We start from the raw sequence: 15476 nt of genomic DNA on the forward strand, positions 1-15476 counted from the left end.
CGGTTCGGGAACCGGGCTACGCCGTGCGTGCCCGTTCGATGGCCTGGTGCACGCTGAACGGGGTGACGGGGAGCCGGTCGATCGAGACGCCGAGCGGGGCCAGGGCGTCGACGACGGCGTTGGCGATCGCGGCGGGAGGGGAGATCGTCCCCGCCTCGCCGACCCCCTTGACGCCGAGCGGGTTGCGCTCGGACGGGGTCTCCAGGTGGATCTGGTGCGCCACCGGGATGTCGTTCATCGTGGGCAGCAGGTAGTCCATGAAGGTCGTGGTCTGCGGCTGCCCCTGCGGGTCGTAGACCAGCTGCTCGTAGAGGGCGGCGCCGATACCCTGGGCGACCCCTCCTTGGATCTGCCCGTCGACGATCTGGGGGTGGATGATGCGTCCGCAGTCGTGCACGATCACCATGTTCTTCAGGTCCACGAAGCCGGTTTCGACGTCGACCTCGACCTCGGCGACCTGGAAGCCGTAGCCGAAGGTCACCGTAGGCGGAACGAAGTAGTAGGTCTCCTTGATCCCGGCTTCGAAGTCCTTCGGGACCTGCGAGTGCGGGCCGGGCGCGGCGGCGGCGGCGATCTGGGCGAAGGTCACCATCCGATCGGGCTCGTCGGCGACGAACACCGTCGAGTCGGCGAGCTCGAGGGTCTCCCGCGGCGCGCCGAGGATGGTGGCGGCGATCGCCACGATGCGCTCGCGGAGCCTGCGGGAGGCGACCAGAACGGCCGAGCCCGCGGTCACCGCGCTGCGCGAGGCGAACGTTCCGCAGCCGTAGGGCACCACGGAGGTGTCCCCGGCACGCACGATGACCTGGTCGATGTGCGTCCCGAGCTCATCGCACGCGATCTGGGCCAACGTAGTGCGGTGGCTCTGGCCGTGCGGCGCGCTGCCGGCGCCGACCAGAACGACGCCGGTGGCCGTGAGCTCGACCTGGGCGCCCTCGAAGGGGCCGATGCCCGTGCCCTCGACGTAGGTGCCGACACCGATGCCGCGCCAAACGCCGCGCTCGCGCAGTGCCTGCTGGTCGTGCTTGTGCCGCTCGTAGTCGACGGCGGCGAGCGCCTTGTCGAAGGCTGAAGGAAAGTCGACGGCGTCGTAGACGATCTCGTTGCCGTCCCGGTACGGCATCCCCCGCGAGCAGGGCATGTCTTCCACGGGCACGAGGTTGCGCCGCATGACCTCGACTGGGTCGAGGCCCAGCTTGCGTGCGATCTCGACGACGAGCCGGTCCATCGCGAAGATGGCCTCCGGTCGTCCGGCGCCGCGGTAGGGGACGTTCGGTGTCTTGTTGGTGAGCACGCACTCGCCGCGCGAGCGAAAGTGCGGCACCTGGTAGAGGCTGCGGAAGTGCGCGGCACTGTTGTACGCGCAGGTGATGGAGAACGGATTGTAGGCGCCGCAGTCCAGCAGGAAGCGGTCGTCGACGGCGACGATGGTGCCGTCTGGCTCGTAGGCGACGTCGACGAAGTGGATCTGGTCGCGGGAGTGGGCGGTGGAGGTGAGGTGCTCCAGACGATCCTCGATCCACCGCAGCGGGATGCGGTAGGTAAGGGCGAGGTGCGCCATGAGCACCTCCTCGGGGTAGACCTGCACCTTCGGGCCGAACCCGCCGCCGACGTCGGGCGCGGTCACGCGGACCTTGTGCTCGGGCACGTCGAGCTGCTCGCAGATACGGGTCCGGACCATGAACGGCGCCTGGGTCGAGCTCCAGACTTGCAGCTCTTCGGCGACCCGGTCGAAAGTTGCGACCACGCCGCGGGTCTCCATAGGTACGCCGGCCTGCCGCTGGGTGGTGAAGCGGAAGCTGTCGGTGTGCGTCGCCTCAGCGAAGGCGGCGGTGACGTCGCCCGCCTCGACCTCGAAGTAGGCCTGGATGTTGCGGGGTATGTCTTCATGCAGCAACGGGGCCCCGTCGGCGATCGCTTCCTCGGGGTCGACGATCACCGGAAGGTCGGAGTACTCGACTTCGATCATTCCGAGCGCGTCCTCGGCGACGTAGCGGTCGGTCGCGATGACCGCGGCGATCGCCTGGCCGACGTAGCGGACCCGGTCCACCGGGAGCACTTCGATGTCACACGCGAGGGTGACCGGCGACGCCGCTTCGGCGAGTCCGGGCGGGGTGTGCTCCTGGTCGACGAACCGGCTGAACGGCTTGACCGCGTCCGCGATGTCCGTCCCGGTGATCACGGCGTGCACGCCGGGCAGGTTTTCCGCCGCGCTGGTGTCGATCGAGACGATCCGGGCGTGCGCGACGCCGCTGCGCAGCATCGCGACCTCGAGCATGCCGGGCAGTTCGATGTCGGCGACGTAGGTGCCCGTACCCGTGACGAGCGGCCGGTCTTCCTTACGCCGGACGCTGCGGCCGACCCAGGGGGTGCCAGGCGGTGGCGCGGACTCCACTTCCGGGACCACGTGGCCGGAATGGGCTGGCAGGGTGGCGGTCATGCTGCGTCCTCCGGTTCAGTTCGCTCCCCGTCCACGGACGGCGTCCCCTTGTCGGCGGCACCGCAGGCGGACCCGCAGGCTGCCCGTTTGTCCGCCGCGCACTGCACCGCCCGCACGATCGCGGAGTAGCCGGTGCAGCGGCAGATGTTGCCGCCGAGCTGGTCGCGGATCGTCGCGTCGTCGGTGGGGTGTCCCTCGGCGAGGAACTCCTGGGTCGCCATGACGAAGCCCGGTGTGCAGAACCCGCACTGCAGGCCGTGCTGCTCGGAGAACGCCTGCTGGACCTCGTCGAGTTCACCGTCCTGCGCGATCCCCTCGATCGTCGTGATCTCGTGGCGTTGCGCGGTGACGGCCAGCACCAGGCACGCCCGGGCGGAGTAGCCGTCGAGCAGGACGGTGCAGGCACCGCACACACCGTGCTCGCACCCGAGGTGCGTGCCGGTCAGCCCGAGCTTGTCGCGCAGGAAGTCCGCCAGACTGATCCGGGGTTCGGCCTCGGCCGTCAGCGTGGCACCGTTGACAGCCAGGGTGATCGCGATTTCCTGGCCGGTGGCCTGGACGCTCATGAGTTGTCCTCGATCCTCTCGGCGGCGCGGGTGAGGGCCCGCCGGACTATGACGCCCACCAGCCGCCGCCGGTACTCGGCGTCTCCATGCAGGTCCGGGGTGGGCTCAGCGGCCTCGACAGCGGCATCGGCGGCTTCCGCGAAGGCGGCCTCCCCAACCGGTCTGCCACGCAGCGCTTCCTCGGCAGCGGTCAGCCGCACGACCGCGGGCGCGGCGCCGGAGGCGGCCAGGCGCGCGCTCGTGATGCGACCGTCGCCGTCGGTCTCCAGGGCCGCCGCGGCAGACGCGATGGCGAAGTCGCCGTGGCGGCGGGCAAGCTCGACGAAGGCGGTGCCGGTCGTGGGCGGGGCCAGCGGGAACCGGACCTCGGTGAGAAGCTCACCTGGCTCCAGGGTGGTGGCCAGGAAGCCGTCGAAGAACTCGGCCGCGCCAAGGGTCCGCGCGCCGGACGGACCGAGGACCACGAACGTGGCGTCGAGCAGCATCGCCAGGACGGTCCACTCCGCGGAGGGGTCGGCGTGAACGAGGCTGCCCCCGACGGTCCCCCGGTTGCGGATGGCCACGTGGCCGATGTGACGGACGGCCTCGGCGATCATCGGCGACCGGGCCGCGACGCGCGGGTCGAGCTCGATGTCGCGGTGTCGACACAGCGCGCCGACCACGAGCTCGTCGGGTGTGTGCCGGTGGTGCGCCAGCTCGGTCACGCCGTTCAGGTCGATCAGTGCCGTGGGCGCGGCGAGTCGCAGTCCGAGCAGCGGCAGCAGGCTCTGACCGCCGGCCAGGAACTTGGCATCCTCACCGTGCCGGGCCAGCAGATCGACTGCCTCGGCTGCCGTCGCCGGTGCCTCGTAGGCGAACGCCGCGGGCTTCATCGCGCGGTGCCGTCGTCGGCTCGCCGCCGGGCTACCGCCTCGATCTCGACCGTGGCCCCATAGGGCAGAGCCGAGACGGCGAGGAAGCTGCGCGCCGGGCGAGGAGCCTCGAACCGGGCGATCAGCTGATCATTGGCAGCGGCGCGGAGGCTGATGTCGGTGACGAAGTAAGTCAGCTTGACGACATCTGCCAAGCAGAGCCCGACAGTGCCGAGTCGCTCCTCAAGGCGGTCGAGGGCCGCGTCGAGCGCTTCGCCGGCCCCTGTGACCGGCTCACCCGCGCGATCGACAGCGAGGGCGCCGGAGACGTAGGCCGTGTCACCTACGAGCCTCGCGGGCGAGTAAGGGTGGGCCCGGTCGACGGGCGAGTGAGCTTCAGTCGTCATTCCCACACGGTATTCCAAGTGGTTTTTAGTTGACAAGATATAATCTTGAAAACTTTGTGTTGCGAGCGGCCGGCTGTCCGTTTGCGCCTAACGGAACGCCGGACGAGCCCGAGGGCCCAGGTCGGCGAGGCAGCGCAGCACCGCCCACGCGACCAGTGCGCTGGTCGCGTGGTTAGCTGGGCTCGGGTAGTTCTCCAAGACGAACCGATGCACGCCGAGGTCCGAGGTGACGGTCACCTCGTGCCTGGTCCGCTCCGCGTTCGGATCGGCCACCAGCTCTACGTGCACCGCCTCGGGCGAATCGACGGCCAGGGCCAGCGCCGCGGCGACATTGAGGTTGGCGGGGAACAGCTCCGCGGCTTGCTCCGGTCCGCCACTGAAGACAACCGATGGCGCGTCACCCGGAAGGGCCTGCTGCAACCCGTCGCGCTGCTCGTCCGACATCCAGGGTTGCACGAGCGCGGGCGGGCGCTTCGTCGTGCGAAGGTCCACCCGGACCCCGGAGCCCGAAAGCCGTGCCGCGCGAATCAGGTCAAGGCCAGCGATCGCACCGGTGCTCAGGATGATCCGGCCCGGCCCGGGGTGATCTAGCAGCGGTCGCACCGCGGGCCGGAGAAACGCCCCGGTGGACACCGCGAGAAGAGTGCCGCCACGCTCGAGAACCGCGGGTGCGATTTCCTTCAGCGCCTGCGGGCCCGCCGCCTCCACGATGATGTCCGCGGTGTCGACGAGGGCGGCGACGTCCGCGACGGCGAACTCCTCCGGGGCGCCCGCCTTGTCCATGATCCCGGCGAGCACCGCCCCCGGCACCCGGCCCGCGATGAGCGCTTCCCCTACCTGACGACCGATCGCGCCGTAGCCGACGAGACCGACCCGAAACGCGTCGACACCGGCCTCAGACCGGGCGAGAGATTCCGCCGTCACTAGGACCGCCTGCGGCGGAACAGGGCGGCGCACAGGCCCGCGACGGCGAGGGCGAGAACGCCTACGGCCGCGGGACCGGCCCAACGCAGCATCGGGGCCGCGCCGAGCAGGTCGAGCGGCTCGACCGAAGCGGCGGACGCCGGAACCGACTCCGCCGGCGTGGCGGCCTGAGCGGACGGGGCAGCCAGGGACTCCGCCAGGGACGAGGAGAACCGGCCGATGATCGAGTCCGCGACGTCGGAGATGACGCCTCGGCCGAACTGGGCCGGCCTTCCCGTGATGGTCATATCGGTGATCACGGTGACCTCGGTCTTGTCCGCACCGGCGGCGCGGAGCGTGCCGGTCAACGTGGCGGCAGCGGTGCCGTTGCCGCGGGTGTCGCGCCCGGACGCGCCGATGACCACGCGGTGGTCGCTGTCGTCGCGCTCTTGGTAAGTGCCCTTGCCCTTGTAGGTCATGGAGATCGGGCCGACCTTGATCTTCACGGTCCCGGCGAACTCGTCACCGGCGGCCTCGGTCAGCGCCGCGCCGGGGAAGCACGGAGCGACGCGCGCGGGATCGTTCAGTGCCGCCCACGCCTTGTCTAGCGGCGCGGCGATGATGAAGGTGTGTTCGAGCTGCACAAGTCGTCCTTTCGAGGGTGGATCAAAGAAGATCGGCTGATCACAGGCCGCGCGCGGCGGCGCCGGTGCGGGGGTCGGCACCGGCCGATAACGGGCCGTGGTCGCCCGGCAGACGGAGCACCTGCTGAGCGGAGCGCAGCGAGTGTCGTCCGGCCGGGTCGAACTCACCGCGAGCCCGCAGGCTCACCAGATCCGCCGCACAGAACCCCTCCTCGACGACAAGCCGGTCGCCGAAGCGCCCCCAGCGGGGCGCTTCGACGAGGGCCGCCGGGTCGTGGACCCCGTCGAGCACGCTCGTGACGGTCTGGGAGTTCCAGCGCATCTGGTTTTCCCCGCCCGGGGTGGCACCCATCAGCAGGGTGCCGTCCTCGAGGCCCACCGCCCACGCATGCAGCGTGGTGACCGGTCTGCGGCCCGCGGCGGGGAAGTTGGGGTGCCCCGGGGTGGCGGCAAAGCCTCGGCCGGGGCGGTTGGACAGCACCAGGCCGTAGGGCTCGACGACGATGCCGCTGCCGTAGCGCTGGAACGAGTTCGAGTGCACCAGCACCACAGCGTCACCGTTGCGGTCGGCCGCGGTGACCACCGAGGTGCCACCGCCCGATGACCGGTCCCCGTGGGTGCGAACCCGGTGCGCGATCGCGGCCTCGACGCAGGCGACCAGCTCTCCCGCCGAGCAGTCCCGAGAGGACGCCACGACCGCGTCGAGCAGGGAGGGGCCATGGGTGGGCCCGGGGGTGGCCCACAACCGCCGGGCGCCGGCCGCGCCCGTCGCCGGCGCGCTCCAGACCGCGCGCGCACTGTCGAGCTCGTCGCGCTCGATCACCCCGCCCCTGCGGCGGATCGCCTCGTATACCGCGTCCCCGAGCTCGTCGGCGAACAGCGCCTCAGGGTGGGCGACGTAGCGTTCCAAGACCTCGGCAAGGCCAGGCGCCTTCGTGTGCGTACCCACCGCGGCGGGTTGTCCCCCTGGCAGGTAGACGACGCCGTCGGGGTTCTGCGTGCGGAGCACCTCGACCGAGCGCTCGGTGAGGTAAGCGCCGATCTCGGTCCAGGCGAACCCGCCGCGGGCCAGCTCGATCGCCGGTGCGGCGAGCCGGGCGAGAGACATCCGGCCGCGTTCGGCCAACGCCCGGTACCCCGCCGGCGCACCGGGAATACCGACGGAGAGCCCCCCGACCGCCGGCAGGGGTCGCGTGGCGAGCGTCTCGGCCAGGGCGCGAGGAGCTGTCCCGATCGAGAGCAGCGCTTCCGGCTCGGCGGCGTCCGCGCGCTTCACCAGGGCGACGACGTCACCCGCGAGCCCACACTTGGGAGGCAACATCACCGTCTCGACGAGCGCTGCCGCCACCACGGCGTCGTAGACGGTCCCGCCGTCGCGCAGGACCGCGACACCTGCGTCGGCGGCCATCGGAGTGGCGGCGGTGACGACCGCACGCTCGCTAGTCGCACGGTACTGGGCGATCGCCGCCTCTTCGGGAACACTGTGCATTACCACTCCTTGTATGCTCAGACCCAACGTAGTATACAAAAAAAGGTTTGACTACCCAGAATTTCTGGACGATTGGCGGCGAAGACATGACGACGAAGATCGACTCCCGGGTCGAGCAGGCCGAAACCACGGACGTCTCGAGGACCGAGGTGCGGTCACCGATCGACGGCGCGACGCTGGGGGCCGTCACCAACGCCGGACCTGCCGACGTCGCGAGCGCGATCGCGAAGGCCGCGTCCGCCGCCGTGGAGTTCGCCGCGCTGCCTGCCCACCGCCGCGCCGCGTTACTTCGCCAGGCAGCCGTCGCGGTCGACGAACAGCGTGACGCTTTGGTCGATGATCTGGTCCGAGGCCTGGGCAAGCCAGTGCGGTTCGCCCGCGCCGAGGCGAACCGCGGCTCGGACATGTTGCTGCGCTGCGCCGAGGAGCTCAGCTCACTCGGCGGCGAGACCCTGCCGCTCGACGCCGTTCCGGGCGGCGAGGGCCGCACCGGCATGACCTGGCGCGAGCCGCTGGGGGTGATCGCCGCGGTGACCCCGTTCAACGCCCCCGTCAACCTGACCCTGCAGAAGGTCGCACCGGCCCTGGCGATGGGTAACACGGTCATCGTCAAGCCCTCGCCTGAGGCCGCGCTGGTCGTCGAACGCCTCGTCGGCGCCATCTCCAGCGTGTTGCCCGACGGTGTCCTGCAGGTTTTGCACGGCGGCCCGGAAGTCGTGCTCGGCCTCTCGCGCGACCCGAGGGTCGACGCGGTGTCTCTCACCGGCGGCACGGTCGCCGGCGAGGCCGTACTCCGGGAGGCGGGGATCAAGCCGGTCCTGCTCGAGCTCGGCTCGAACGCGCCGAATATCGTCCTGGCCGACGCCGACCTCGCCGACGCGGCCATCCGGATCACCGGCGCGGCCTTCGGGGCGAGCGGGCAGCAGTGCATCTCCGCCCAGCGGATCCTCGTCGAACGGCCGGCACACGACGAGTTCCTCGCCGCGTTCCTCGCCGCGGCTCGCGGCCTCGTTGTCGGGGACCCGGCCGAGACGGCGACCGACCTCGGCCCGATGATCCACCGGCGGTCCCGGGACCGGGTCGTCGAACTCGTCGACGACGCCGAGGCCCGCGGCGGGCGGATCGCCCTCGATGGCCGCACGGACTCGCTCTACCTCGGCCCGACCGTGGTGACCGACCCGCACCCGGACTCGCGCCTGCTGCGCGAGGAGGTCTTCGGCCCCGTCGTCGTCGTCCAGTCCGTCGACGATCTCGACGACGCGTTGGCCGTCGCCAATTCCGTCGATGTGGGGCTGCAGGCCGCGTGCTTCACTCGTGACCTCGACCGGGCCTTCGCCGCGGCCCGCGGACTCCGGGCCGGCTCCGTGTGGATCAACGAGGCCACCCGGTTCCGGCTGGACACCTACCCGTTCGGCGGTGTCGGGCGCAGCGGGCTTGGTCGCGAGGGTGTGCGGTACGCGATGGAGGAGCTCTCAACCCTCAAGTTCGTGGGTCTCCGCCACAATTGACGTATGTCACGCGGCGATCACACCTCGCGGGAGCGGGTACAGGGCCGGCTCTTCGAGAGGCTCGTCGGCCGGAGTCGCGCGGCCGCGGCCGTTGATCGACGACGGTGATCCAGTCGATCCGACACGCCTGTTCATCACGAGCTGACGACGCCGGCACACTAGACCTCCCGGACTCGTTCCCGGCCTTCCTCGACCGGAAGATCCACCGGCTGCCGAACAACGTCCGGATAGACGGCTCGTCGAAGACGATCGTGTGCGCGCTTCTGGACGCACAAGATGTCCAGAGGCGCGCACCGGCCCCGCTCGCCGACACATCGTCACCACCCATGAGCTGCTTCTGCAGCGGTGAAGTGCGGCGAGCCATGTCCCAGGGTGAGCGCACCGTTACTTCTCGGCCATCTGGTCGTCAAGAATTGATATGGTCGATGAGCAGAGTGGTGGTTGATGAGGTGGAGAAACGATGACGGCCGTATCGCAGGGGGCGCTGGTCGGCAGCGCCAATCAGACGCTGCGCGAGCAGGTCTACGACCGGCTCGTCGAAATGATCGTCTCGGGCGAGATCCCACCCGGCGGGTCGATCCGCGAGAACCAGACGGCGGAACTGCTCGGTACGAGCCGCCTCCCGGTGCGCGAGGCCCTCCAGCAGCTCGAGGCCGAGGGCTGGCTCGAGCGCCGCCCCCGCGGCATCGCACGTGTTCGCACGCCGCAGATTACCGACATCGACGAGATCTTCGACATGCGCAGGCTGCTCGAGGTCGAGGCCATCGGACTCGCCGTGCGCCGCGCCTCGCTGGAGGACGTGGCCCGGTTGCGCGCGCTCTCCGACGCCGGGGCCGCCGCCGCCACGGCCGGCGACCAGCCGAACGCCATGCGGCTCAACGCCGAGTTCCATCACGAGCTGGCCGCTCTTGCCCGCCACGGCATGCTGAATGCCTTCCTCAAGATCCTCGACCGCAAGGTCCATTGGCTGTTCAGCAACGTCCGGATGGACCGCTTCGCCGAGCACGACCCGATCCTCGACGCCCTCGACGCGCGGGATGTTGAGGCAGCCCGCGCTGCGGCCCGCGAGCACATCGAGCGCACGCACGACGTCCTTCGCGAGAAATGGGGACGCACGCCGTAGCACCGGCCCATTAGAACGTGTCTTACGTGGCCGATGCGCCATGATCTTCTGGAACATGGTTCAAGCTGCGTGACGCAGGCTAACGGCACGAGTAGAGTCCGTAGTGACCGCGGATCGGCGAGTGCTCGTACTCGTTCCGAAATGGACATCCCGGGCAGCTTCTGGCGAGACGGATCGCAACTAGCACGCCAGCTACTGCCGATAGCTTGTGCGTACCCACCAGCGCAGCTGACCGTCGATGAAATCGGCAACATGCCCAGGGTCGTCGAAAGGGTCCTTCTCCCAATGAGAAGCACCGTCGCCGTCCTGCACGCGAACACCCAAGTGGTAGCAGCCGAACAGGAAGGCGCCGGCGGCTCCGTGAGGGCGCTGGTGCACCCAGTCCGGCATCGACGTGACCGGCAGTGTCCGTTCGATCCAGCGGCGTGCCTCATCCTCGGTGGCGGCGTCGTATTCGGCGACGCAGTCGGCGATGTCGTCGTCGGCGATGCCCACCATGATCGCGGCACCGAATACATGCTGTCCCTTGATCGTCGTCGTGTTTCCCATCCACTCCCCCTAATCCGATACAGGCATTCAGCATGCACCCGGTCCGCAAGAACTGCCAGTCATCGCGATAACCGCTACGCTGCGAGCAGAGGGCTTTGTCGTTCCTCGGCCTGCCCAGGCTTCCAGCTTGGGCAGGCATATTAAATTTTGAGCCGAAATAAGACCTGTGGACAATCCGCTTGCGCAGCCCTGTCCGCCGCCTCCGTCAGGCAGCGGGCAGGGCGTTTCGATTGTTTCGGCGGGGGATGATCGAGGCGGCCGCTTCGGCGGTTTCGCGGGCGAGTTCGGGCAGGACGTGGGTGTAGGTGTCGGCGGTGATGGCGATGCTGGAGTGGCCGAGGAGTTCCTGGACCTGTTTGAGGTCGGCTCCGGCGGCGATCATGAGGGTTGCGGCGCCGTGGCGGAGGTCGTGCAGCCGGACGGGCGGGAGGCCTGCGGCTTCGGCGATGGCCTGGAAGGCGTCGCTGAGGTGCGACGGTTGCAGGGGCCTGCCGTCGGGTTCGGTGCAGACCAGGCCGTTCTCGATCCACGCGCCGCCCGCTGCCGCACGCAGGTTCGCCTGGTGTTCCTTCTGCTTGGTGAGGACGTCGGTCGTGGCGGCGTCGAGGGCGATGACGCGACCGCTGGCTTCGCTTTTCGGTTCGCCCATCTCGGCCTGCCAGCCGATCTGGACCAGAGCCGCGGAGATCGTGATGCTGTGGCGGGCCAGGTCGACGTCCCACCAAGGCAGGCCGCAGGCTTCGCCGCGCCGGAGCCCTCGGTAGGCGATGAGGTGCAGCAGCACGTAGTAAGGGTGTTCGAGGGCATGATCGAGGAACTTTCCGGTCTGTTCCGGGGTCCACACCATGACCCGGGACGGTTTCTGCCCGGTGCGCTGCCACCGTTCGACCCGCTCGGGCGTCCACAACAACGCTTTCGGCCGCCGCCCGGACGGGAGTTCGACGTAGGAGGCGGGGTTGAAAGTGATCGGTAACCGGGGGTCTCGGATGGCGGCGTTGAGCGCGGCGCGCAAGGTGGCGCGGTAGCGCTGCATGCTGGCGTCGCTCAAGGTCCGCATACCGTGCACGCTCTTACGGATATCGGGATCGTCACTGGCTTTCGCGGCGCGAATGGCGTCGTTGCGTTCGGCCATCGCATCGAACATGCGCGAGATGTGCACGACGGTGAGCTCGTCGAGCCGGAGGTGACCCAGATGCGGAATGAGCCAGAGCCGCAGGTGGCTGCCGTAGGAGAGCTGGGTGGTACCGCGGAGTTTCTTCTTCCGCCCCGCGTACCACGTGGTCAGCCACTCGGCGACGGTCGGGATCTCCCCGGCGTCGGCGGATCCTGCGTCCAATCGCGCGCCGAGGGTCCGCGCCGACGGGAACGGTTCCTTGGTCTTGAGGTGCTTGTCGATGACGTCGCCGACCGCGGCGATCACGGCGGCACCGTAGGGTTCGGCGGTCTCGACCAGGGCGGCCATCTTGTCCAGTTCGGTTTGCGCGTCGGTCTGGGACTCGTACCCACCGCGCCTGCGGGTGCGGCGGGTACCGTCGGTTCGGGCGGGTAGTTCGGCCTGGTAGTACCAGGAGCCGTGCTCGGAGCTCCAGGCTCCGTTGCGTCGTTTGAGTTTCGGGCATGCCGACCCGAGTGGCTTACCGGTGCCGGGGTGTTTGCAGGTGCAGCGTTTGTAGGTGCTGCCGGAGAAGTTCTGCGCCATCGGATTCGTTCCTTGCCGGGATCAGGGGCGTGTGCTTGTGGTCAGCGCCCATCGACGCTCCGGTGGGGACAGAGAGGAAGCGTCAGCCACGAGGCTCTTCGTCCAGCTCGAGGAATTCCTCCAGCCGGGCGACCACGACCCGGTAGTTCCGGCCGACCCGTTTGACCGGAACCGGGAACGCCCCCTCACGGGCGAGCCGGTAGGCCGTGGTCCGGCCGATGCCGAGCACGCGGGCGGCGGTCATCAGGTCGGTCGTGACACCAAGACCCCACAGTTGTTGGCGTACTGCCAGCGCATAGCTCGGGAGCGAGGTCGTCATGACGTGCTCCGGTCATCGCGGGTGGCGCGCACGCTCGTCGCGGGATGTTGGGCGGCCCAGAACAGGGCGGGGGTGACCAGGGCACGGTGCGTGGGCTGTGCGGAGAGCACCCATTGTTCGGCGGGCCGAAGGTCGCCGTTCCCGTCTCGGGTACCGGTGGCCTGGTAGCCGGTGTACTGGACGGTGGTCAGGATCGCGGCGACCGCATCGGGTGACCACACGGTGCCGGTCCCGGGCGGCGGGTAGCGGTCGTGGTCGACGTCGAGCCGGGCGGCGATGTCCTCGATGGACAGTCCGGCGACCGCGCGCCAGTAGAAGATGTCTTGCACCACCAAGGAGCGACGAGGTTCCGGTGTCCACCGGCTCCGAGTCCCGGTGACGGTCATCTTGGTGTAGCCATAGGGCGGGCGGACCGGGGCCGTGGTCGTCTCGATCGACCGTTCGGGATTCCGCACGAGAGCTACGCGCGTGGTCCGGTGGACGAAGACGGCACGGACCCAGCGGCGCACAGAACGGGATGGGCTGTTTTGGGGCATGGCAAGGAACCCTTTCGGGTAGGCGCGGGTGGAGCGTGGCGCTCCGGGGCGGGATCGGCGTCCTCATGCCCCGGAGCGCCACGGGTTTCAGGAATGCGAACGGGTACCGGTGCGCAGGCCGCGCGTCGAAGCCTTCGCGGTGCTGGCCGACGGACAGTGCAGGTGGGTCAGGTCGTCCAGCAGGAGGCGTAGGGCGTGGGCGGCCTGCTGAGGCATGACGCCGTTGCCCGGCACGCGCAGTTGCGCGGTGCGCGGCAGGTCGAGATGGTCGGCGGTGACCCATCCCGGCGGCAAGCCCATGAGCCATTCGACGAACGGCGGCGCGAGCACGGGACGTCCATGCCGCCCGGGCTGCGTCGGGTACGGCGCGGGCCGGGCGGTGATGAGCTCCCACCGGTGGACGGCGGCGGCGTATTCACCCCACTCGACTGGCCTTGGTTCGCGTGCGCGGCGGACGGTTGTCACGGTCACTCACCTTCTTCCGCACCCGGGTTCTCGGCTTGGGCGTGGTGACGGCGATGACGACCGAGGGCAGCATCAGGTCGCCTTTCGAACCGCGCTGCGCCGGGCATCCTTTGGTGCCGTCGGTCGCCCGCGGGGTCGGCAGAAGTCGTTGCGTGTCCACAAGAGATCGCCCTCCTTGTTGCTACGCCCTCGGGAATTCGCGATGCCGCGCAACACGTGCCGCTCGTCGGTGTCTTCGCGTCCGAGGCCACCGTGCTCGGCAGCAGCACGCACCCGGCCGGGGTCGGACGGCCTGGCCTCAGCACGATCTGCGGACGACCGCGTCCACCGCGTCGTTGAGGTTCACCTGATGCCCGCCCGCACGACGACGTGCCGGATCGACCGGGCCGCGAGGTTCGCCGTCGCGGGCCTGCGGGGTCGGCATCATCCGGGCCCCCTCCCGGCCGGGCGACGGCACACAGGAACACCCGCTCCCGGCGGTGGGCGGCGCCGATGTCGGCGGCTCGTACGCAACGCCAGACCGCGTCATACCCCGTTTCGGCCAGCCCCGCGAGTACACGGTCGAGCCCGCCGTTCTTCCAGCAGAGGGCGGCGACGTTCTCCACGACGACGAGCCGGGGTCGAAGAACGCGAACGGCGTCCAGGATGCTGCTCCACAGTCCACTGCGAGCGCCTTTCTCGATGCCCGCGCGCCGACCGGCCGCGGAGATGTCCTGACACGGGAAGCCCGCCGTGAGCACCTCGACCGGTGCGGCCGCAGCGAAGTCGACGGCACGGAGATCGCCCAGATTCGGCACACCGGGCAACCGTTCGGCGAGGACGGCGGCGGCGTGCGGATCGATCTCGGAGTACCACACGATCCGGCCGCCGAGAACGGCGGCGACACCGAGGTCGAGACCCGCCATCCCGGTGCACAGCGACCCGATCACCGGGCCGTCGGTCGCGACGAACCGCGAATGCTCAGACATCGCGTGCCTGCTCGAGCGGCCGGCGCAGCACGATGACGTCCTCATGCGCGATCAGATGCAGCGGCAAACCCTGGGCGCGCTGTTTGCGGATGAAGTCACGCTGGAAGAAGCTGCCGCGCGCGACCAGATCACGATCGGCGACCCGCGCCAGCAGCGCCACACATCGCTCGACCGGCACCAGTCCCGCCGCGCGACCGCAGGCGACGATCTGCGACGGCAGATCGATCAATTCCATGTGCTCACGCCACGGGCGCACGGTGATCGCGACGTGCCCGCCAGGGCGCAGCACGGCAGCGCACCCGGACAGGATCCGGGTAAACCCGGCCAGCAACCGGTGGTGGCCGACGTTGGCCAGATTCCCGCGATCCAGCGCGGAGCCGTAACGGTGATGGAACTTGTGCACCTTCCCGTCGTCGGAATCGGTGGTCGCGGTGACCACCTGACCGTGCGTCGACGGTCCGTACGGCGGCGAGGTGACCACAAGTGCGACCTGTCCCCGGTACTTCTCCGGCAGCAGGAACGGCAGCTGCCGCGCGTCACCGCGCACGACCTCCGCGTCGTGGTCGTGCCCGCGTTTCCGCGCCAGCTCGAGATTCGCCCGGGCAACGGCGACCCAGTGCGGTTCGTACTCCACACCGACCGCGCGGCGCCTGGCGTCGAGCGCCTCCACCAGCGTGGTGCCGGCTCCCGCCATCGGGTCGAACACCAGCTCCCCCGGGCGGGTGTAGGCGCGAATGGCGTGCACCGCGACGGCCGGGAGCATCTTGGCCGGATGCGCGGTCGACTCGGGCACGTAACGGCCCTTGCGCTGCGCGGCCGGCGAGGTCTGCGCGGTCGCCCACACCGACAGCGGCACGTCTTCCGCGCCGATGGCCGTCGCTGTCCCGGCCGGACCGTTGCCCACGATGTCGAGGGCGTCGATGACGGCGCGGGAGATCGGCACCGTCGGATCGTCAGCACCGCTGACGGATGATGTCGATGGCTGAGTCCGGGACATGAGCACGGTGCC

Annotated in this window: 16 protein-coding genes; 2 read left to right on the plus strand and 14 right to left on the minus strand. The window is 69.7% G+C overall.

The features are described 5' to 3' along the window. Positions 1-16: 16 nt before the first annotated feature. The 7 genes from ACZ1DY_RS40725 to ACZ1DY_RS40755 all read right to left on the minus strand — a co-directional run bounded on the left by ACZ1DY_RS40725 (position 17) and on the right by ACZ1DY_RS40755 (position 7300). A complete protein-coding gene (locus ACZ1DY_RS40725) occupies positions 17-2440 on the minus strand; it encodes a xanthine dehydrogenase family protein molybdopterin-binding subunit (protein WP_465482853.1) in 2424 nt (807 codons plus the stop codon). Beyond that, the gene (locus ACZ1DY_RS40730; RefSeq protein WP_017984966.1) at positions 2437-3006 is read right to left on the minus strand and encodes a (2Fe-2S)-binding protein; all 570 of its coding nucleotides are present in this window, start codon (positions 3004-3006) and stop codon (positions 2437-2439) included. Before ACZ1DY_RS40730 ends, ACZ1DY_RS40725 begins: the two co-directional genes overlap by 4 nt. After that, a complete protein-coding gene (locus ACZ1DY_RS40735; RefSeq protein WP_465482854.1) occupies positions 3003-3878 on the minus strand; it encodes an FAD binding domain-containing protein in 876 nt (291 codons plus the stop codon). Before ACZ1DY_RS40735 ends, ACZ1DY_RS40730 begins: the two co-directional genes overlap by 4 nt. Then, positions 3875-4264 carry a RidA family protein gene (locus tag ACZ1DY_RS40740; RefSeq protein ID WP_465482855.1) on the minus strand — a complete coding sequence of 130 codons (390 nt, stop codon included), beginning with the start codon at positions 4262-4264 and terminating at the stop codon, positions 3875-3877. The genes ACZ1DY_RS40735 and ACZ1DY_RS40740 overlap by 4 nt, the downstream gene beginning before the upstream one ends. 87 nt (positions 4265-4351) lie before the next feature. Then, positions 4352-5188 carry an aspartate dehydrogenase domain-containing protein gene (locus ACZ1DY_RS40745; protein ID WP_465482856.1) on the minus strand — a complete coding sequence of 279 codons (837 nt, stop codon included), beginning with the start codon at positions 5186-5188 and terminating at the stop codon, positions 4352-4354. Continuing rightward, a complete protein-coding gene (locus tag ACZ1DY_RS40750) occupies positions 5188-5811 on the minus strand; it encodes an SRPBCC family protein (protein WP_465482857.1) in 624 nt (207 codons plus the stop codon). The genes ACZ1DY_RS40745 and ACZ1DY_RS40750 overlap by 1 nt, the downstream gene beginning before the upstream one ends. A 40-nt stretch (positions 5812-5851) precedes the next feature. After that, a complete protein-coding gene (locus ACZ1DY_RS40755; RefSeq protein ID WP_465482858.1) occupies positions 5852-7300 on the minus strand; it encodes a gamma-glutamyltransferase in 1449 nt (482 codons plus the stop codon). 86 nt (positions 7301-7386) lie between these two features. Between ACZ1DY_RS40755 and ACZ1DY_RS40760 the strand changes: the two genes are divergently transcribed. Both ACZ1DY_RS40760 and ACZ1DY_RS40765 read left to right on the plus strand, forming a co-directional pair. After that, on the plus strand, positions 7387-8808 hold the full coding sequence (locus ACZ1DY_RS40760; protein WP_465482859.1) for an aldehyde dehydrogenase family protein: 1422 nt from the start codon (positions 7387-7389) through the stop codon (positions 8806-8808). A 460-nt stretch (positions 8809-9268) separates the two neighbouring features. Further along, on the plus strand, positions 9269-9931 hold the full coding sequence (locus ACZ1DY_RS40765; RefSeq protein ID WP_465482860.1) for a GntR family transcriptional regulator: 663 nt from the start codon (positions 9269-9271) through the stop codon (positions 9929-9931). Positions 9932-10123: 192 nt separating this feature from the next. On the opposite strand, the gene ACZ1DY_RS40770 is transcribed toward ACZ1DY_RS40765, so the two are convergent. From ACZ1DY_RS40770 to ACZ1DY_RS40800, 7 genes are all read right to left on the minus strand, one after another. Then, positions 10124-10480, minus strand: coding sequence for a hypothetical protein (locus tag ACZ1DY_RS40770; protein ID WP_465482861.1), 357 nt, complete (start codon positions 10478-10480; stop codon positions 10124-10126). 205 nt (positions 10481-10685) lie between these two features. After that, a complete protein-coding gene (locus ACZ1DY_RS40775; RefSeq protein WP_465482862.1) occupies positions 10686-12179 on the minus strand; it encodes a tyrosine-type recombinase/integrase in 1494 nt (497 codons plus the stop codon). Positions 12180-12261: 82 nt separating this feature from the next. Then, a complete protein-coding gene (locus ACZ1DY_RS40780; protein WP_465482863.1) occupies positions 12262-12498 on the minus strand; it encodes a helix-turn-helix transcriptional regulator in 237 nt (78 codons plus the stop codon). Beyond that, on the minus strand, positions 12495-13034 hold the full coding sequence (locus tag ACZ1DY_RS40785) for a recombinase family protein (RefSeq protein ID WP_465482864.1): 540 nt from the start codon (positions 13032-13034) through the stop codon (positions 12495-12497). The genes ACZ1DY_RS40780 and ACZ1DY_RS40785 overlap by 4 nt, the downstream gene beginning before the upstream one ends. Positions 13035-13121: 87 nt before the next feature. Further along, complete coding sequence (locus ACZ1DY_RS40790) at positions 13122-13499, minus strand: hypothetical protein (protein ID WP_465482865.1); 378 nt, start codon at positions 13497-13499, stop codon at positions 13122-13124. A gap of 2 nt (positions 13500-13501) precedes the next feature. Beyond that, a complete protein-coding gene (locus tag ACZ1DY_RS40795; protein ID WP_465482866.1) occupies positions 13502-14467 on the minus strand; it encodes a DNA cytosine methyltransferase in 966 nt (321 codons plus the stop codon). Further along, the gene (locus tag ACZ1DY_RS40800; protein ID WP_465482867.1) at positions 14460-15464 is read right to left on the minus strand and encodes a TRM11 family SAM-dependent methyltransferase; all 1005 of its coding nucleotides are present in this window, start codon (positions 15462-15464) and stop codon (positions 14460-14462) included. The genes ACZ1DY_RS40795 and ACZ1DY_RS40800 overlap by 8 nt, the downstream gene beginning before the upstream one ends. Positions 15465-15476: the final 12 nt, after the last annotated feature.

Source organism: Amycolatopsis sp. PSD-21, from assembly GCF_055561455.1.